This is a genomic window from Rheinheimera muenzenbergensis (assembly GCF_036984005.1).
Lineage (GTDB): Bacteria > Pseudomonadota > Gammaproteobacteria > Enterobacterales > Alteromonadaceae > Alishewanella > Alishewanella muenzenbergensis.
Genome location: NZ_JALAAR010000003.1, coordinates 160,386 through 179,449, shown reverse-complemented (window position 1 = coordinate 179,449; position 19,064 = coordinate 160,386). Strand labels below are relative to the sequence as shown.

The window sequence follows — 19,064 nt, the reverse complement described above, 5'->3', positions numbered from 1 at the left end:
TAATTTGTACTTAGGTGCTACTAGTATGAGCTATTTAGCGCATTTGGGAGCGTATCTGTCACTTCTGTTTTGTGCCAAATACAGGCATTTCATCGTGCAGGCATCAAAGTCAGTTTTTAGGCGTTAGGGTGGTGATGATGGCTTGAATAATGTGTTTGTTGTCGTTGCCACATAGCCAGCGAATATGGCTTCAGTGATAGCGAATGTTGCCTTAAACTGCTCAAAGTCAGCAAACAATACTCCTTTCGCAAAAAGTAGCATTATAAGGCACATAACCAGTGAAAATAGCGTAGGAAGACCTAGGCTAATAAAAACAAAAATAACAGTTACCTTTTTTGATCGATCAGTGTTTTGAAATCGTTTCTTTGAGAAATACGCAATAATAGTTGCAACATACGCTGCAAGCAATGGTGTTAGTATTGCAAAAGTCGTAGTAAATTCGTTGAAGGAAAAACCACCTTTCGCCCAAAGTAACGAAAGAGCAGAAAGCATTCCAAAATGCAGAACAATTATTAAAATACCTGCAGTTTCTCTTAATTTATTTTCAGTCATGGTAATTCACAATTTCGTTCAATATTTTTTTTAAAAAATTATTTAGTGATTCTGAATGTACTGGTTCCATAGATTCAGTAAATCTTGATTTAGGTGGCGGAGAAGCCCCCATGCCAGAAGCAGTCATCCCATCTACAAAAATTCTAACAATTCTGTCATTTTTTCTAGATACAAGGTTTGTTGAAATTTGCACTCTTTCCCATTGCTCTCCATTAGCTATTACTGCTCCTTTTGACCCAAACAACTCTGCCTCAATATAGTCATTAGATTGAACCAAATATTCTATTTTTCCACCAGTTTTCTCGGCAATATCAAAGAGTACAGCATGCACAACATCAGGAAATCTATCAGGGTTTTCCTGTAAAATAAGATTTTTCCCCTGAGATGCACCACGCAAATTAAAAGACTCCACAACTCTTGAACCAGAAATCATTTTGCAATAGCTGCCAATAGCACTCACCTTTCCTGGGCTTACTTCTCTAAAAAGTCCTGATGCACAATATAATGGAAAACTAATATCAATTTTATCTCGCTTTATTCCTGATAGCAGGCTAATTTTAGTTGCCATTCGCCACCAAAGATCCAAGCCTGAATCTTTCATAAATTGATATTCAATTGCTTCTAATTGATCGCGATCTATAATTCCATAATATTCTGCACTGTCAATTACTCTATTCCCTAAGTTAGTGTTAAACTCTATTGAAATACGGGGGGTATCACTAGCAGTCTCCAATACATTCACATGGCTAGAGGTGTTGTTATTCATTTCCACGTTACTAACTGAGAAGTATCGAGAGAGACCAACATAACCTAGCCAGCTAGAAAAATCATTTACCCAAGTGTTATGGTCAATCATTTCATTTTTCTTAAAAGATATATCCATGCTTACGTTCATTGATTCTGGAAGCTCATCCCATAAAGATGAATAAGAAGAACATAAAGAGCATTCCTGATGATAGGATAATAGAATGTAAAGTCTGTACGTTCCAGGGGGTACATCAAACAATTCAGTGGCTGTAGAAAATTTTACGGTCACCCCTTCACTCAATACTTCCATTAAATTATTACTATTTCTAAGAAAGATCCTAAGTCCGGGACGCCCTTCAGCGAGAGCATCTCCATCAAAATTATTAAACCTGAATTTAACCTCTAATCTGGAATACTCTGTAAATTCTAGTAATTCTATGTAGTGTAGATAACCATTTTTAACGTCAAACGTATGAGTTAAATTGTTACCAACAGTGTTGAATGGAAGTTCTATACGTTCAGTGGTATTGTTATAAGAGTACACCTTTCCTGAGTAAATCAATAAAGCAAAAAAAGTCAAGTAAATATACTGATATCTGATATTAACCATTGGAATGACCTTCTTATCATTGCTATAGCTTGATTGCTTGTTTTATTACCTGTTCTTACCCTAACGCCTAAATCAGCCACTCGCTTTTCTGCGTCGGCTAGATTTTATTGTTAGTTTCATAAATGTGCGCTCTCAGAAGTCAGCGTAATGATCAACCGTGTAGCTAGGGTTTATTTTTTGTACCTCGCTTAATATTCGGTCTTCTCTTTTCTTAGCTTCTGCCGATGAACGTTCGCTGTAATATTCACCAATTTTAAAAATCGTCAGGTTGAGAGCCGTACCCACCTCAACGGCAACGATAATTCTAGTGATTGCGTCTTCCGCAACGATTTTTGAGTCTCCTAGGGTTAACGCTCAAAGCATCGGGCTGCTTTAGCTGTCCGATCCCTTCGCTTGATATTCATTTTTACTTAGCCGTAGCATCTTCCTCTATTTCCTCAGTTGTTTGATTTATTAGAGGCGTATCGGTTCCGGAGACGGTAAGTATGATTGCCGGAACGATGGTTGCCTGAACCATCACCCCTTCCATTTTAGCAACGGCTGCCCACTGGTCATGGAAATAGGCCATATCGTTCATGTACGGCAGTTTAGCTAATGTTTGCATAGGTGTAGATGTTTCTGAGAAAAAACCGGCATCTCGATTCGTGGTTGCTAGGCCCACATGTGATGCGTCTCGGGGTAACGACCTTATGTCGATTTGATGGAACTTCCCCGTGGAATCCAAGATGGGCTGACCACTTTCATCTCTAAGAATCGTGTATTCGTGCTCTATGCTAGGGTCAAGCTTAGGCTTCGGAATTGCTCTTTTAGTTGGGGCTCTGCCCTCGATCTCCTCCGCAGTCATATTTTTATAGTGTTCTCTGGCTGCGGTCAGCGCTGCTCCTTTTACAAAGCCCTCAATGATGTCTTTTTCTTCCCCTCCGCTCGCGGCGACAGCTGCTGCACCTATACTGGCCGACGCAAGCACTTTCTTCGTGAACTGATCCGTAGTGTTGCTGGGCAACCCATTCACCATACTGAGACTCTTCGCTGTTGCTCCTGCGATAACCCCTGATTTGAGTGCTAATTCAAGGTCTCCTGTTTGTTTGTACGTGTACCAAGCTGCATAAGCGGCAGCACCAATTGGCCCGCCATAAATGGAAGCTGCTGCGGTAGCCACATTATTCAAAAGTGAAGATTCGCTAATTGCGGTTCCAAAATTCTCTTCCGTATATCTAGTCGAATCAGTTGCCATGTGCCATATGGCGTCGACAATTTTTCCCTCAAGTATTCTTTTTTCCGCGTCGGTCAGAGTTTGAGCCATAGATCTTGCTTGATTTTCAGCAAAATTACCTACGGCTACAGCTGCATCAGCAGTGTTTATACCAGCCCTGTGTAGTTCGTTACCGGTATCTTGAAACGCCTTTTCTATAGTTTTCCCAGTATCCTGCGCAGCTTTCTCAACTGTTTTTCCAGTATCCTGCGCAGCTTTCTCAACTGTTTTTCCAGTATCCTGCGCAGCTTTCTCAACTGTTTTTCCAGTGTCCTGCGCAGCTTTCTCAACTGCTTTCCCAGTGTCCTGCGCTGCCTTCTCTGCGGTTTTCCCCGCATCTTGAGCGGCTTTTTCCGCTGTTTTACCGACGTCTTTCGCGCCTTTTTCTACCGCTTTGGCAACATTCTTGGCCGCCTTCTTGATGTCTTTTATCGGGTTCCAGCCCATTTTTACCTCCACTGTGTTTGTTGATAAAATGCCTAACGCTCCGCTCACCGGGATTTTAGGACCGGAACCTCGTATCGATCGTAACGACACAACATTTTCTTTACACTGGTCGATTCGACAAACGAGCATGCTGCATAGGTTGTTTTCGTGAATGAAACCAAAAAGACTGTTAAAAGCCCTAGCTTGCAAGAACCATCCATGATTTTTTTTGAGCATCGGATTAAGTATTTGGTTAAATAATATACAATGCTAGTGCACTTTTAAATTCTGTAAAGCCTATGAACGTAAAATGTAAATCCTTGTAGCTTTTTAGGAGTTCCAGACATCTAGCGTCCGTCACGCAGGCGAGCAACTTGCTGCATGTCCAGCGCCGCAGGTGCGATGTGGTGGCGGTTTTTTTCGGCGATTTCATGATCGGAATTCTGCAAAAAACGCGTTTTTACACAGCCTGCGCTCAAACCGGACTTTACTTTGCCACAGGAAGCTCCTGCCAATTCGTCGTATATGCTGGGGACAGCATTTCCCGTTTCATACCCCATTCTTGTTCGGAGCCCTGGCTGGCGAACCATAGGGTTTTGCCGTGCTTGTTGTTCAGGGTATCCATCAGCTGCATCAGCTTTTGGTCTGACTCTTTTACAACTAACGGTTCATCAAACAGGCCTGGTTGATACATGCCGGGGTCGTAAAAGTCGGCCAGCATTACCCCGGCTTTGGCGTAGCGGTAGCCATTTACCCAGAGACTATCGAGCAGTCGCATAGCGTTGGCCAGAAACACGCGGGTGTCGCTGCTGGGGCTATCTAGTTCAAGGCTTTTACTGGCAGAGTAGGGTGCATCTTTATCGCTAAATGGGCTGGTACGTAAAAATACCGTAAGATGTTTGGCCTGTTGTTGCTCCTGGCGCAGCTTTTTACAGGCCCGGCTGATGTACTCGCTAATAGCCTCACGCATTTGCTGTTTGTCGGTAATGCGCTCGCCAAAGGCGCGGCTGCTGATAATTTGCTTTTTGGTGGGAGCAACATCTTCCAGCGCGATGCAACTCTCGCCGTTAAGCTCACGCACTGTGCGTTCGACCACCACGGAAAAGTGTTGGCGGATAAACTTAGGGTCGGCATCGGCCAGTTGCAGTGCAGTGGTAATACCCAGTTGCTCCAGGCGTTTAGTCAGCTTACCGCCAATACCCCAAACCTCACCAACCGGCAGCAAGCTAAGTAACTTGCGCTGCCGCTCTTTGCGGGTTAAATCAACCACGCCGCCAGTTTTAGGCCAGGTTTTGGCGGCATGATTTGCTAGTTTCGCGAGGGTTTTGCTTGGCGCTATGCCAACACATACCGCAATACCAATATGCTTTTGCACTGTGCGCCTAACTTCAAGACCAAACTCGGTTAGCCCCTGGCTGCAGGCAACACCGGTTAAATCCAAAAAGGCTTCGTCAATGGAGTACACCTCTACCCGAGGTGCCAGGCTTTCCAGCGTGCTCATCACCCGCTGCGACATATCTGCATACAGCGCATAGTTTGATGAAAACGCCACTATCTGGTGTTTTTGTAATAAATCACGCACCTGAAATACCGGCAGGCCCATTTTAATGCCCAGCTTTTTCGCTTCTTTCGAGCGGGCGATAATGCAGCCGTCGTTATTGGATAACACTACTACCGGTTTATCGGCTAAATCTGGCCGGAACAGTTTTTCACAGCTGGCGTAAAAGTTATTGCAGTCGACCAGGGCAAAAACAGGGTTAGTCATTTGCGCTTCATTTGCCGGATAACGTTGGTCACCACGCCAAAGATGTTCAGCTCCTCACCATTGCGCGGACGAATTGGTTTATAGACTGGGTTGCGGGGTAATAAACAAAGTGAAGGCCGGGTGCAAAGCTCTTTAACCGTAAACTCGTTACCTACTGCTGCTACTACGATATCGCCATGCTCGGCATCTAATGACCGGTCTACAACCAATACATCGCCATCATAAATACCGGCGTCTATCATCGAATCGCCTTCTACCCGAACGAAAAAGGTGGCGTTGGGGTGACGTATACACAGCTCGTTTAAATCCAGCGTGCGCTCAACATAGTCTTGCGCCGGAGACGGAAACCCGGCTTTCACAGGGTCTGCATAGAATGGGATAGGGCGCTTAGGCCACGAATCGGCATTGCCGATAAATACTGCTGACATACTCACCTCGTATATGTATATATATACAGTATATCAAGCTTTGCGAAATTGACAATTTCAGGCCGTTAACATTTTCAGCGCTGACAAATACTAACGGCTTTGCAGGATAAAAAGCGTTATCAGTTGATATCCTGAAATGTCAGGCCGCTAAGGCCGAGTTTGCGTACTACAGTCATAAAGCTAGTTGGCAGGTTAGTACTGTAAATTCCCAGGCTTAAACCTTGAACGCGAAATAGTACGCCGTCTGAGACTCTGTCACCATCCAGCACCAGTTTTTTAAACATACGCATCGGAGTGCCGTCGCGGCGCAACTTGCGCTGTGACTGAGCCTCGTTAAAGATATCTTCTCTGGCCAGAACATGAATAATATACCAGCGCCAACCATCCACATTTATCGGCAAAAATTCAACGTAGCCATTTATAAATGGACGCAATTTTTCACAGGTTTCCGCCGATGCGGCAAACGCTATTGCACCAAATGCAGCAATGTCAGGCTGTGGTTTTAGCCGCTCGTCGGGGTTGTAAAACCAGGTAACTTCCATTGGTGTCCAGTTATCGGCTAACGGCTTGCCATATAGCCCAACTGGCTCGTCAATCTGCATGATCAGCTCTAATGCTGTTTCTTGCAGCATGGCATATTGTTCGACGTCTGCGAAAACACCGAAAACTTTTGTGTCAGTTATTACCTCAGACATCAGTTATTCTCCTATTCAGCGGGAACTCGCCGTCCTCCAGTTCCTCTGCAACGTCACGCAGGGTAGAGATAATAGCATTGCGGCCCATGCCTTCCGCAACGGTGGCCTCCAGTAAAAACTCCACATTCAGAAAATAGGTGTCGGTATGCGTTTTAGAATGCGATTGCGCATTCGGCAAGTACTCATGTGGGCAATGCCGGTGAAAGCGCGGCAGGAATACCCCGTTACACTCGTTATCTATATCAATGGCATACGCGGCCAGCCTAATTCGTGACTTAGCAGCGCGGGGGTGATCCCAAGCAACAATATGGTGTGCTGACATGTTTTTTTGGCGTTCACGACCTGCGGCCAGCATGTTATTTGACAACTTTTCATTGTGTTTGCGGGCATGCGTCCAACGAATATGGCGACTTAGTTCTAACGTCTTTTGATCAATAGTACCGCGCTGGTAGCGGACGGTGTCGATAACCGTATCCCGATAGTAAATAGCGTAGGCCATAGCAGCGGCCTGGCCATACTGTTTGTTACCCGTGACATTAGTAAAATCTTCAGCCATATCACTGACAGAGAGATAAACCGGCTCAGTCGCATTTTTCATGCAGTGTGCTCCATGCAGAAAGGTTCGTTCAAGTTTATCTTATGAGAATTAAATGTAAATATAATTGCTGCTTTTTTGGTTTTTATTAACAATGGAGGGTTTTATAGGTAGTAATAATATGGTTGGCGGGTTTAAAAATTTTTAAACTGATTCAGTTATGTCAGAAGCAAAATTTACTCCGCATATCGTTAAATCAGGGTATGTGCAGAGTCCAGTGCTGCAAACATAAACCTGTTTTCTGTCAAGCAGCCTCCTTTGCCAGTGCGAAAAGTCCAGTCCCAATTACCCGCCTAAATGTAATCAGAAAATCTGCTTGCTATTCGATCGAAAATAATTAAGTTCGGGAAAATGCTTCAGCTTGGTAGCGCTAAACACTGCTGACAAGCCGGGCTGAATTTTGGCATTTAAACGATAAGGAAAAAGTTATGAGTTTTTATAGTTGGTTTAGCGGGCTGTTCGATGACGGCTCTGTCCGGTTTGAATCTGTGACGGATTCAGTGTCTGAGCAGCTTGAAGTTAACCCGGCAAGCGGATTGCTGATGGTTGGTGGTATCGGTGGCCTTGATTCAGAGGGCAACCCTTATGGCACCGATAACAGTACCCCTATTAGTTGTGACGTCATATTCACCGGCCTTGACGATCACAGCAGTTGTTCAACAGTGGATATGTTCGACAGCAGCTCTTCAAGTTCCTTCGATGATTCTTATAGCACAGGTTCTGGCTTTGATAGTTGGTAGCCGCTCATAGCAGAGGATAGACAGATGAATGAGTATTTGTGGTTAATTCCGATCTTACTGTTAACGGTTGGGCTGATAATACTGGTGCGCAAAAGCACCAAGAAAAAGCAGCTTAGGAATTAGCGGGAGTACTTTGCGCGGGAAGCATAAGACGGTAGCCCTCGACGGGATCTAACTTCAGGGCTTTGCAATAGTTGATAAATTCAAGCACATCCAGCGAGATGTCGCATTTCTCAACTTTAACCACCCAGGAATGACTGTGCCCCATCAATTCGGCGAATTGTCGCACCGTCAGGCCTTGCTGCTTGCGGGCAGCAGCTAACCATTTGATGGCACTTTGATATCTGGGGTCATGGATTGTTTTCATGAGCGCACAGTAATCTGCATATAAAAATGTTCCAAAAAGGAACCAAATGAGTAGAATTACCCCTTCCCAAAGCCGGGGACATTCGTGTTGTGGCATGGGTTAAATAAAAACGTCCTGAAGTAGATTCAGGCAAGTAATGAGAAGTGTTGGAGATTTTTAATGGATTGTTTTAATAAACGTTTTGGCTTAACCGCACTGGCTGCCGTCTTTTTTGTGACAGGTTGTGCCAGCAATCAGGCTGTGGACGGTGGCAACAAGCCTGTAGTAACGGAAATAAAGTCTGACTTACCAGTGTATGCAAAGCTTGACCTTACACCTGAAGGAAAGTACTACTTCAGTGAGTTTTCATTCGTCGAGTTTAAAAACTCAGTTAACCTGAATTCGCTTTCTCATAACCTGCACACCGGTAAAGTGGGCTGTCGGGATGAAATATACAATATAGGCCCAGAGAAGCAGGAAAAGAAGGAGTTGTGTCATGACAAGGTATTGTCGTCATTCCGAACCAGTAGTTATGGTGGCGAAGCGATGGCACAAAACACCATATCGGTATTAGTAACAGTGTTATCCTTTGGTACTCAAGCAAATTCTTACCGTTACAGCTCTTTTGACAATGAATTATTCTCCAAGGCACTGACTGAAGCGCTAACTGCTCAACCGCGCGAGCAATTGATTTCTCAGTTCAACAGTATTTATCAGCAATCAAAGCAGACGTTTGCTGAGAAAAAGACAGCATATGATAATAAGTGGCGCGATTTAAACGCTAAGTTGGAAAAAGCGCTGGTAGTAAAAGATAACAGCCAGCTTTATCAAGGCAAGCCTGAAGTGTATATACACCCTAGCTCCCCGGTAGGAGATAAGGTCAGAACAGATTTTAGATGGGGATCAGCGAGCGACTTAACCGCGAAACTACAAGAGGCAGCAAACACCGAGTATGCAGAGGGTAGATGGTCGTTGATTTGTCACTCTATTCATGGATTTAAGCATACCAGCTCGGGTTGTGATCAACGCTGGGGTACTGCAGATGAGCTAACCATGCAGCCAGTTCTGTATACCATTGATAGCGCGAGTCGATACCGTTATACACCTATGTTGAACGCTTCTAACGCACATATCTCTGCAGTGTCAGAGATGACCGGCAGGATAACGCTTACCAATCTTACAAATTCATTTTTAACGATCGATAGCTTGTCGCTGTACATTGGTCGAGACATAGAAACTCTGTCTAATCTCAATGTCCAACTTCCTCCCAAAGGGGTAAACCGTAGCCTTAGCTTGGCTAAATATTCAAATTTTCAAATGACGAGCTTAGCCAATGTTAAAAAATCCCATTTGGCGCGGTCTATCGATGTAGGGCTGGCGATGAAATACAAAGTAGTCGATACCAATTTGGAAAATACGCTGTATAAAACAAACAGCGTCAAAATTCAGGATTTACCTGGCCAAGTATATTAATTGCAGCCCGACAATAGAGAGGTTGGTAGTTTACCGGTGAAGGGGATGGTCATGGGCAGGTTAAAGTCACGCAGTTGTGAGTTGTTAGGCGCTTTAGTCGTAGTAGCCATGTTTAGCCCACTGGTTAATATAGTGATGCACGAACCTGATAAAGAGCGGGCGATATATTTGCTGTTTTTAATCAGTGTTATTGATACCTGTGGCATGATTGGCTATGTCGCTTATAACATTCATGCCGCGCGGCGTGGCCATGATGTCGTGAATGCGCTGGTTTATCCACTGGTGTATGCACCTGTAGCAGCCTGCTGGTATATCAGGCGCTACCTAAACAGATAGCAAAATTTAAAAGGTTGTCCTCGAAAGGCCCCGGCATAAAAACCGGGGTTTTTCATTTTTATTTGCTACAAACCGCGAAAAGTTCGCTGGGCCTGAGCGCATCTATTTCTGAATTCCAAAAATATCTAGGAGCAGTAAATGAATTCAGTAACCAAAACTTTAATATCGCAGCTTGAAGTGGCACAGCTTGTTATTGATAAGGAATTTAACCTCAGTGAAGAGGCCTATGGCGCGACGCAACTTGACCTTTTTGCTGAGCAGATAACAGAGATCCGTATTCAGCGTATTGGCGCAAAGCTAATGAAAATGACCAAAGATGAAAACTTTGTCAGTGGCGTGGTTGCCATGCTAAATCATGTTTACCTGCCGGATGAATACTACACCGCAGAGGAAATAGCGGGGCTTGGCTAAAATGGCTTAGCTAACCCGCAGTGCCACGCCGTATTGAGCAAATACGGCCATGTCTTTTTGAAACCAGTGCTTAAAGGCGCTGGTATCATAGCCATGCAACTCGGCAAGTTCGGCATAGCGTACGGCGGTTTTAAGTAAATCGCCGTAGCGCCATATTTTGCCGTAGGCGACAACATTCAGGCTTTGCTGCTCGCCTAAAATCTGAATAGCCTGCATTACTTTGTGCAGGTAACGCAGTTCTTGGGTTTGCTGCTCAGTCACGTTTGGCGTTGTGTGTTGGCTCATGGCGATGGCTCCTATTTGCATTGCCTGAGCTTAGGTTGTCGGCCAATTTTTGAAAAGCCTTAACGCGCCGGGTAAAAATTAACCTGTATCTTAATGTTACATATTCCCATTAAAACGCATGGCTGCGCACTTCTTCTAAATTCGCCACCATAATTTGCTGCGCCTCCGGGCGGGCTTCTATTTTGGCCAAATCCAGGTTTAGCGCTTGCACGGCATAAGGCACTAAAGCTGAGCGCACCGGTATCACCCGTTTGCCATCTTGCATATTGTAGTCTTCGGCAATAATGGCTTTTTGGTAATCAGTTAAGCGTGAGTCAGGCACCAGAATAATATTCACCATGCTATTCCAGCGCGTATCGTCCCCGCGGCGCATAGAGGCATCGCCTTCAATCTCATTAATACCGCGAAAGCGGCTTAGCACAAAATCCCGAAAGTCGCGGTTCTTCTCGCAATAGGCACGCACATGCCAGCGCAGGTGGGTGCATACCAGGGTATGCGGCGCAATAATGCGGCTTTCTTCATCCGGGCTGGTTAGCGATACATAGCCCATATCAATTTTTTTGCCGTCGCGTGCGGCTTGCACCAGGGCACGTAAAATATCCGGGTTTACCTGGCGCAGAGGCGGGCTTAGCATTTCGGTGTGGGCAAAGCCTAAATCCAGCTGGCTAAAGGTGTGGGCAAAGTCTTTGCTGCTGGCAAGGGCATGCAGGTATTCATCCGCCAGGCCGCTGGTGACTTTCGGCGTAAAGGTGTCACTAGGCTTATAGCCTTTAAGTTTACTGTCATACACCAAATTACCCGGTGCAACATCTCGCAAATAAGCATTTATGTCTTTCGATGCCTGCTGGCGGGCAATGCCAAAGCTGTTGCATAAATGGTTAGTGGTTAAGCGGCCTTCCCATAGCGCCACTATCTCAATCAGCCGGTAGCGCATTAATAGCTCCCAGCGTATCGGCCAGCCAGTATTGGTTACTTCCATAGTGTTATTACCCGTTAATTATCTGTGTCGCAGTAGATACATTCCTAGCTGGCAATTTATGTCATTTTGCGATGTTTCAAAATGCCAATGCGGATAAAAGCTAATCGATATGCCTGAAAACCATACACTGAATACCTGCACAGTATGGCGTCAATTTCGAAACGCCCTAATATTACAGCACACAGATGACATGTCACTGTTGATGACAGTTACAGTAGACCAGGAGCAGATGCAGGACGCATCGACAGGATGTAACAGGGATTAACCGGGCAGGGATGCCACCTCAAGCAAAATAAGGAGAGTAAATGAACTACGCCCAGCGCGAGCTGTTTTTCATCAACTCAAAGCAGCAATTTAGCGATATCTTTCAGGCCAGCAAGGCGGATAAAGACAATACAGATCTACGCCTGCGCACTCAGGGTTTTATCCACGCCGGTGAATTATTAGCGCTTTGCAGCCGTGCAGAAGTACAGCAACTGATGGAGCAGGTACACCAGGACGTGTTCGGCGTCAGCATTGCCGAGCGTAAGCCCAAAGAGCAAACCCGCCGCCAACAGGCGTTAAAGCTGGGTGATTATGATTACTTTGACGAACCAGCGTTTAACCGGCTGCGCTAATGCTTGTTATTAGAAGTTGCAAAGAAAATCTTGCTGCTCTAGAGTCGGAACAAATGCTGTGTGCAGTTAAGGATAACGAAATTGAAAGATAAGGAAAAAATCGCCGTTTTTATCGATGCTGACAATGCGCCTGCGAATAAAATGGATAAGGTGTTATCTGAGTTAGCCCGTTATGGCGTGGTCAATATCCGCAAGGCTTACGGTAACTGGAAAAGTGCCAAGCTAAAACCTTGGGAAGATATTCTGCACGATTTCGCTATTCAGCCTATCCAGCAATTTGATTTAACCAAGGGTAAAAACGCCACCGATATGGCATTGGTTATTGATGTGATGGATGTGCTGTATACCAAAAACGTTGATGTTATCTGCCTGGTATCGTCTGATTGTGATTTCACCCCTTTAGTTACAAGGGCCTTAGCTGATGGCAAATTTGTTATCGGTTTTGGCGAGCGCAAAGCTCCTTTGGCCTTTGTAAACAGTTGTTCGCGTTTTCTCTATCTAGATGAGCCAGAAGCCTTGTCAGTGCCGGTGCAAAAAGCCACCAGCAATATCAAGAGTGATACCAAGCTTATCAATCTTCTGCGCCAGGCTATAGAAGCGGTGGAGGAGGAAGAAGGCTGGGCAATGCTTGGTCCTATCGGCTCACATATTTCCAACCATGCTTCTTTTGATCAGCGCAATTATGGCTTTAAAAAACTCAGTGATTTGTTTATGGCAATTGACTTGTTTGAAATGAGAAAAACCAATGGCTCAGTGCTTTGGGTAAGGGATAAAAAACGCAGCAAACAATCTGCAAAAGTTATTATCGCGAAGTAAGGTAGATAAATGAGCAGACGTCGAAAATCCAGTTTTATTGAAGATCTATATGGCATCGCTAGCCTCCTTCCATGGTGGCTTAGCATATCAATAGCTATAGGGCTCTATATCTATCTGGATAGCCTGGCGGTAATGCCGGTAATTGATCCTAAAAAGCCGATGGCCCATGTAACCGGGTCATTGACCTACTATTTTGCTTACTATGGCAGATTCATTCTTCCAGGAGTTTTGATTTCCGGGGCTGTGGCCTCACTGCTGGCAAATGCGAAACGGCAGAAATTGCTTAACAACGTTAGGTTTGATGCGATACCTACAAAAGATGTACTGGCACCAATAAGCTGGCGTGAGTTTGAAATGCTGGTAGGGCAATTTTTTCGTGAGAAAGGCTACAACGTAACTGAAACAGCCCAAGGTGCTGATGGCGGAGTTGATCTACACCTGAAAGGCGACGACGGCAAAACCTACCTGGTGCAATGCAAACATTGGAAAGCCAGTAAGGTGCCGGTAAATGTGGTGCGTGAACTATATGGCGTAATGATGGCACAGCACGCTCAAGGTGCTTTTGTGGTGACCTCTGGTCAGTTTACTGATGAAGCGCAAACCTTTGCGGATGGCAAAAATATCCAGCTGATTGATGGCAGGCTGTTAGTCAGCTCAATACAAGGCCGCGAAGCATTGCAAGAAAGGCCGGTAATTAGCTCTGTTTCTTCGGCGATTCAGTGCCCGGCATGCAGTAGCAACATGGTATTGCGTACCGCCAAAAAAGGCCCTAACGCAGGTAATCAGTTTTATGGCTGCGTACGATATCCTTCCTGTCGCGGTACAAGAGCGGCGTAATTAAGTGGGTAATATGATTAAGAAGCAGCAAATTTATAAGCCCAAACCCGCTGTACTTAGAGTTACAGAGTATATCCTAGAAAAAGCGGAGCTGAAGCAGGCTTTCGGCCTGCATCAGGCTGCGAATGATCTTAACGGTTTAAGCAATTATCAGATTGCCAAAATTATGAAAGATATCTGTTTAGACCCGCAAGAACCTGGAAGTATCGAAAGATATACTACGATTGATAAGCAAAATTTATCAAATGACCCTCAGTACTGGCAACTGAACGCTAATGCTTATTTTAGCTACCTTTCTTATCTGGCGGTTAAAGAGGCCGAAAAGACTAGTAAGTTAACAGCGAATGCCTTCAGGGTTTCTGTCTTGGCACTTATTGTCACTTTGTGCACACTACTGGTCGCTGCGTAGCAAAAAATTAATTATGGCACGTTACTGCATCAAATCCTCTTACCGGAACATGCTGAGCGGCCTGACATAAGAGAAGTTCGCAAAACTGCCTTTGTGCGGTACGATTCAATTGAATCTACATGCAATGCTTTGTTTTATAAAAAGATGGATGCTATCGCACGAAAGCATCAAGACTAGGGGCCAGTAGAATATGACACCTGAGACAAAAGCCCGGTTACTTATTGATCAAAAGCTGGAGCAAGCCGGTTGGGTGATACAGGATCTTAAGCAGTTGAACTTAGGTGCTGCTGCAGGGGTAGCTGTGCGTGAGTATCCTACTGATACAGGTCCTGCTGATTATGTACTGTTTGTAAACCGCAATGCCGTTGGCGTAATAGAAGCTAAGAAAGACAGTGCAGGTGAAAATTTAACTGCAACTGAAAATCAAACTGAGCGTTATGCAACGGCAAATTTAAAGTGGCGAAAAGATAACACGCCTTTACGTTTTTTGTTTGAAGCTACCGGTCAAATTATTCACTTTACAGATAGCGCAGACCCTATCCCCCGCTCACGCGAGATTTTTCACTTCTTTAAACCAGATACATTGTCGCTGTGGACTTCGCAAAACACAACGCTACGTCATCGTTTAGCCAAACAGATGCCTGCTTTACCAGAACTAAATTTACGCGATTGTCAGATCAGTGCAGTTACTGGGCTTGAACATTCGCTAGCACTCAACAAGCCACGCGCGTTAGTGCATATGGCTACCGGTGCGGGTAAAACATTTACGGCCATTACCTCTGTTTACCGGCTACTTAAGTTTGGCGGTGCCAAACGCATTTTATTCCTGGTAGACACCCGAAACCTTGGCAAACAAGCGCATCAAGAGTTTATGGCTTATACGCCGCCAGATGACGGGCGCAAATTTACCGAGCTTTATAATGTGCAGCGCTTAGCATCACCCAGTATCGACCCGCATGCTCAGGTGTGTATCAGTACCATTCAGCGAATGTATTCCATTCTGTCTGGCGTGCCCATTGATGAGTCTGCTGAAGATGTATCTTTAAACGAAGTACAACAAACCAATAAGCAAGAAAAGCTTGTCCGTTATAATGCAGCAGTACCGGTTGAAACCTTTGATTTTATTGTTATCGATGAGTGTCACCGCAGCATTTATAACCTGTGGAAACAGGTCTTGGATTATTTTGATGCAAGTTTGATAGGCCTTACAGCCACCCCTGATAAACGTACGTTTGGCTTTTTTAATGAGAATATCGTAGCGGAATACACTTACGAGCAGTCTGTTGCTGATGGCGTGAACGTGGGTTACGACGTGTATGAAATAGAGACCGAGGTTACTCAAAAAGGCGCGCAGTTAAAAGCTAAAGAGTGGGTCGACCACCGCGACCGTGCTACGCGCAAAAAGCGCTGGGCAGAAACGGAAGAAGATACTGCGTATACAGGCAAAGAATTGGACAGGTCGGTGGTTAACCCGAGTCAAATCAGGCAAGTGATACAGGCGATGAAAACGGCTGTTGAGACACAGATTTTCCCATCGCGTAAAGAAACACCGAAAACACTGATTTTTGCCAAAACTGACAGCCACGCGGATGACATAATTAAAATGGTGCGTGAGGTATACGGGCAGGGTAATGCATTTTGTAAAAAAGTAACTTACAGAGCCGAAGAGGACGCAGACAGTGTTTTAAGTAGTTTTCGCAACGATTACAACCCACGAATTGCTGTTACCGTTGATATGATTGCAACCGGCACGGATGTAAAGCCGCTTGAAGTCCTACTTTTTATGCGAGATGTCCGCAGCAAAGGTTATTACGAGCAAATGAAAGGCCGGGGAGTGCGCAGTCTAGATGGTGAAAGCCTAAAAAGGGTCAGCAACAGCGCTGATGGTGCCAAAACCCGTTTTGTATTGATTGACGCAGTGGGCGTAGAGAAATCCCTTAAAACGGAAAGTCGTCCACTGGAGAAAAAGCCTGGCGTTGTCATGAAAGACTTGCTGCAAGGTGTGGCTATGGGTAGTCGCGATGACGATACGGTGCTTTCCCTAGCAAACCGCTTGGTACGTTTAGCCAAACAGTTAGATGATAAAGCAAAAGCGCGAATTGAAAAAGTTAGCGGCGGCATCTCAGTAGGGGCAATGGGTAAATCGCTGATCACGGCGTTAGACCCAGACGCCATAGTACAAACAGCATTAGAAACAGCCAAAGCAAAAGGTATAACCCGCACCGAGGATTCTTTATTGCCAGAAGAACTTGAAGCAGCAAGGGCGCAGCGGGTTGCGGCAGCGTGTGCTCCTTTTGACAGGCCAGAGCTGCGGGATGAACTAGAAAATGCTCGGCGCGAACGAGAGCAAATAATTGACCACATTAACCTCGACCAAGTAACCTTTAGCGGATTTTCCGAGCAGGCCGAAACCCAAGCTAATAAGGTAATCCAGAGCTTTACCGACTATATTGCCGCCCACAAGGACGAAATTGCAGCGCTTAGCTTCTTCTACCAGCAACCTTATCAGCGCCGTACACTCACCTTTGATATGATTGAAGAGCTGCACGAGCATCTGAGCAAACCGCCTATCATGCTCACCACTGAACGTTTGTGGAGTGCTTATACCCGTGTGCAAACAACAGCAGTGAAGGGCAATGACCGGCAGCGTCAGCTTACCGACTTAGTGTCATTAGTGCGCTTTGCCATAGGGCTGGACACTGAGCTTAAGCCATTTGCCGATGACGTGGATAAACGCTTCCAAGCCTGGATTTTCCGCCACAACGCGCAGCGTGGCACCGCCTTTTCACCAGAACAAACCGAATGGCTGCGCTTAATGAAAGACCATATTGCCAGCAGCTGCAGCATAAGCCGCGATGATTTTGACTATGCCGAATTGGCAGACAAAGGCGGCCTGCAAAAAGCCTGGGGCCTGTTCGGTAAAGATTTGGATACCTTAATGAATGAAATGAATACGGAGCTGGTGGCGTGAGTGAATTTGTAACTTACCCAAGCAATTGGATTATTACGTCAATCGGGGCAGTTTGTGACTTTCACTCAGGGGCTGGGTTCCCGGTGGACATGCAAGGATTATCAGATCAGGATTTACCTTTTTACAAGGTGAAGGATGTGTCTATTGCTTGGCTTGCAAACTCAACCCAGCTATTAAGCACCGAGCATTCTCTATCATATGCTGATGCAAACTACATAAAAGCAAAACCAGTACCAGAAGGTGCAGTTATCTTTGCCAAAATCGGTGAAGCTCTTCGACTAAACAGAAGAGCCTTGGCTCCAAAAACGTGCTTAATTGATAATAACCTTATGGGGATTAGCGCACCACAAGCTAGGTTAGCAAGCAGATATTTGTATTGGTTTTCGGTAGCAACAAAATTTGATGTTGATGCCAGAGCGTCAGTAGTGCCGTCTATTCGCAAATCAGACATTGAGAATGTACCTTTTCCGCTGCCACCAATTAACGAGCAGGTACGAATAGTTACAAAATTAGAAGAGTTACTCACAGATCTTGATGCTGGTGTTAGCGAACTTAAAACCGCACAGAAAAAGTTGGTGCAGTACCGACAGTCATTGTTAAAAGCCGCTGTTGAAGGCGTGCTGACTGCTGAGTGGCGGCAAAACAACAAAGCTACCGAAACCGGCGCACAGTTACTCGAACGAATCTTGATCGAACGCCGCGCCCGCTGGGAAGCAAAACAACTGGCAAAGTTCAAAGAACAAGGCAAAGCCCCGTCAAAAGACTGGCAAAAGAAATACCCAGAACCAGTGCAACCAGAAACCACAGACTTACCAGAGTTACCAGACAGTTGGGTCTGGGCGAGTGTGGAGCAACTCGGGAATGTTCAGCTTGGTCGACAAAGATCTCCAAACAAAGTCGGGAAAGCCAATCCAACTTTGTACATTCGTGCAGCGAACATTACTGAGGCAGGTGTTGATTTAAACGATGTGCTTGAAATGGAGTTTTCTGAAACAGAAAAAGAAACTTTTGCCCTGAAATTTGGCGATGTTTTACTCACGGAAGCCTCTGGAAGTCCTCAGCATGTTGGACGCCCTGCAATTTGGAAACATACCGAAGGTTTGTATTGTTTCCAAAACACTGTGCTACGTTTCTCTCCTCAAGGCATCAGCTCTGAGTATGCATTTTACTCATTTTTAGCCATGCAGAAGCTTGGGGTTTTTAGCAAGCTTTCCGGTGGTGTCGGTATAAATCACTTAAGTGCAGGCAAGTTTTCTAGATTGCCGGTTCCGTTACCGCCAGCAGCAGAGCAAATTGCTTTAAACGATTGTATCGAAGAATGTTTTGCAAAGTGTGACGAGCTAAAAATCCACATTGTTCACTCACTAAAGCAATCTGCTGCACAGCGTCAAAATATCCTGCGAGCCGCCTTTGCCGGACAGTTGGTCCCCCAAGATCAAAATGATGAACCAGCCAGTGTATTGCTTGAGCGAATCCGTGCTGAGCGAGCCGAACTGACCAAACAACCCAAGGTGCGAAAAACAAAACCAAATAAGGAGATCACCATTGTGGCGAGTAAACTGATGGACGTGTTGAAAGACGCTGGTGATTGGCTGCCTGCACAAGAAGCGTTTCGTCGTTGTGGTGTGGCAGATGGCGCAGAGACTAACCGCATTGAAGAGTTGTATGCTGAGTTACGCGAACTTGATAAAGCTAAGCGCCTAGAGGTTGAGCCTGTTAAGGATAAGCAAGGCCGGAAACTCTATGACAAACTGAAACTTAGGGCGGATTAAGC

Annotated in this window: 20 protein-coding genes; 10 read left to right on the top strand and 10 right to left on the bottom strand. The window is 45.3% G+C overall.

All coding sequences use genetic code 11. The features are described 5' to 3' along the window. Positions 1-123: 123 nt before the first annotated feature. From MN202_RS04840 to MN202_RS04810, 7 genes are all read right to left on the bottom strand, one after another. Entirely contained in the window at positions 124-552 is a 429-nt protein-coding gene (locus MN202_RS04840) for a hypothetical protein (protein ID WP_335734960.1), read from the bottom strand. Next, positions 545-1,909 carry a hypothetical protein gene (locus MN202_RS04835; RefSeq protein WP_335734959.1) on the bottom strand — a complete coding sequence of 455 codons (1,365 nt, stop codon included), beginning with the start codon at positions 1,907-1,909 and terminating at the stop codon, positions 545-547. The genes MN202_RS04840 and MN202_RS04835 overlap by 8 nt, the downstream gene beginning before the upstream one ends. A 406-nt stretch (positions 1,910-2,315) precedes the next feature. Next, positions 2,316-3,608 carry a hypothetical protein gene (locus MN202_RS04830; protein ID WP_335734958.1) on the bottom strand — a complete coding sequence of 431 codons (1,293 nt, stop codon included), beginning with the start codon at positions 3,606-3,608 and terminating at the stop codon, positions 2,316-2,318. Between the two features lie 466 nt (positions 3,609-4,074). After that, entirely contained in the window at positions 4,075-5,352 is a 1,278-nt protein-coding gene (gene umuC / locus MN202_RS04825; RefSeq protein ID WP_335734957.1) for a translesion error-prone DNA polymerase V subunit UmuC, read from the bottom strand. Next, positions 5,349-5,780 (bottom strand): translesion error-prone DNA polymerase V autoproteolytic subunit, encoded by a 432-nt coding sequence (umuD, locus tag MN202_RS04820; protein ID WP_335734956.1) that lies wholly within the window; start codon positions 5,778-5,780, stop codon positions 5,349-5,351. Before umuD ends, umuC begins: the two co-directional genes overlap by 4 nt. 119 nt (positions 5,781-5,899) lie before the next feature. Beyond that, on the bottom strand, positions 5,900-6,475 hold the full coding sequence (locus tag MN202_RS04815; RefSeq protein ID WP_335734955.1) for a hypothetical protein: 576 nt from the start codon (positions 6,473-6,475) through the stop codon (positions 5,900-5,902). Further along, the gene (locus MN202_RS04810) at positions 6,468-7,073 is read right to left on the bottom strand and encodes an AHH domain-containing protein (RefSeq protein ID WP_335734954.1); all 606 of its coding nucleotides are present in this window, start codon (positions 7,071-7,073) and stop codon (positions 6,468-6,470) included. Before MN202_RS04810 ends, MN202_RS04815 begins: the two co-directional genes overlap by 8 nt. A gap of 425 nt (positions 7,074-7,498) precedes the next feature. Here MN202_RS04810 and MN202_RS04805 point away from each other — a divergent pair, with 425 nt between their 5' ends. After that, positions 7,499-7,810, top strand: coding sequence for a hypothetical protein (locus MN202_RS04805; RefSeq protein ID WP_335734953.1), 312 nt, complete (start codon positions 7,499-7,501; stop codon positions 7,808-7,810). 112 nt (positions 7,811-7,922) lie between these two features. Here MN202_RS04805 and MN202_RS04800 read toward each other — a convergent pair whose 3' ends face one another. Continuing rightward, the gene (locus tag MN202_RS04800) at positions 7,923-8,177 is read right to left on the bottom strand and encodes a helix-turn-helix domain-containing protein (RefSeq protein ID WP_205311535.1); all 255 of its coding nucleotides are present in this window, start codon (positions 8,175-8,177) and stop codon (positions 7,923-7,925) included. Between the two features lie 159 nt (positions 8,178-8,336). Between MN202_RS04800 and MN202_RS04795 the strand changes: the two genes are divergently transcribed. From MN202_RS04795 to MN202_RS04785, 3 genes are all read left to right on the top strand, one after another. Beyond that, positions 8,337-9,629 (top strand): hypothetical protein, encoded by a 1,293-nt coding sequence (locus MN202_RS04795; protein WP_335734952.1) that lies wholly within the window; start codon positions 8,337-8,339, stop codon positions 9,627-9,629. Positions 9,630-9,680: 51 nt separating this feature from the next. Next, complete coding sequence (locus tag MN202_RS04790) at positions 9,681-9,965, top strand: hypothetical protein (protein ID WP_335734951.1); 285 nt, start codon at positions 9,681-9,683, stop codon at positions 9,963-9,965. 138 nt (positions 9,966-10,103) lie between these two features. Continuing rightward, complete coding sequence (locus MN202_RS04785; RefSeq protein ID WP_205312849.1) at positions 10,104-10,376, top strand: hypothetical protein; 273 nt, start codon at positions 10,104-10,106, stop codon at positions 10,374-10,376. A 6-nt stretch (positions 10,377-10,382) separates the two neighbouring features. Here MN202_RS04785 and MN202_RS04780 read toward each other — a convergent pair whose 3' ends face one another. Together MN202_RS04780 and MN202_RS04775 are read right to left on the bottom strand one after the other, a co-directional pair. Next, a complete protein-coding gene (locus tag MN202_RS04780; protein WP_335734950.1) occupies positions 10,383-10,661 on the bottom strand; it encodes a hypothetical protein in 279 nt (92 codons plus the stop codon). A gap of 109 nt (positions 10,662-10,770) precedes the next feature. Beyond that, positions 10,771-11,640 carry a helix-turn-helix transcriptional regulator gene (locus MN202_RS04775; protein ID WP_335734949.1) on the bottom strand — a complete coding sequence of 290 codons (870 nt, stop codon included), beginning with the start codon at positions 11,638-11,640 and terminating at the stop codon, positions 10,771-10,773. Between the two features lie 305 nt (positions 11,641-11,945). Here MN202_RS04775 and MN202_RS04770 point away from each other — a divergent pair, with 305 nt between their 5' ends. The 6 genes from MN202_RS04770 to MN202_RS04745 all read left to right on the top strand — a co-directional run bounded on the left by MN202_RS04770 (position 11,946) and on the right by MN202_RS04745 (position 19,062). Beyond that, a complete protein-coding gene (locus MN202_RS04770) occupies positions 11,946-12,257 on the top strand; it encodes a hypothetical protein (protein ID WP_335734948.1) in 312 nt (103 codons plus the stop codon). A gap of 81 nt (positions 12,258-12,338) precedes the next feature. After that, positions 12,339-13,073: an NYN domain-containing protein gene (locus MN202_RS04765; protein WP_335734947.1), complete on the top strand. Its 735-nt coding sequence runs from the start codon at positions 12,339-12,341 to the stop codon at positions 13,071-13,073. Positions 13,074-13,082: 9 nt separating this feature from the next. Then, entirely contained in the window at positions 13,083-13,910 is an 828-nt protein-coding gene (locus tag MN202_RS04760) for a restriction endonuclease (RefSeq protein WP_335734946.1), read from the top strand. A 13-nt stretch (positions 13,911-13,923) separates the two neighbouring features. Continuing rightward, the gene (locus MN202_RS04755; protein ID WP_335734945.1) at positions 13,924-14,319 is read left to right on the top strand and encodes a hypothetical protein; all 396 of its coding nucleotides are present in this window, start codon (positions 13,924-13,926) and stop codon (positions 14,317-14,319) included. Positions 14,320-14,509: 190 nt separating this feature from the next. Continuing rightward, positions 14,510-17,290, top strand: a complete 2,781-nt coding sequence (locus MN202_RS04750) for a type I restriction endonuclease subunit R (protein WP_335734944.1) — start codon at positions 14,510-14,512, stop codon at positions 17,288-17,290. Then, on the top strand, positions 17,287-19,062 hold the full coding sequence (locus MN202_RS04745) for a restriction endonuclease subunit S (RefSeq protein ID WP_335734943.1): 1,776 nt from the start codon (positions 17,287-17,289) through the stop codon (positions 19,060-19,062). Before MN202_RS04750 ends, MN202_RS04745 begins: the two co-directional genes overlap by 4 nt. Positions 19,063-19,064 lie beyond the last annotated feature (2 nt).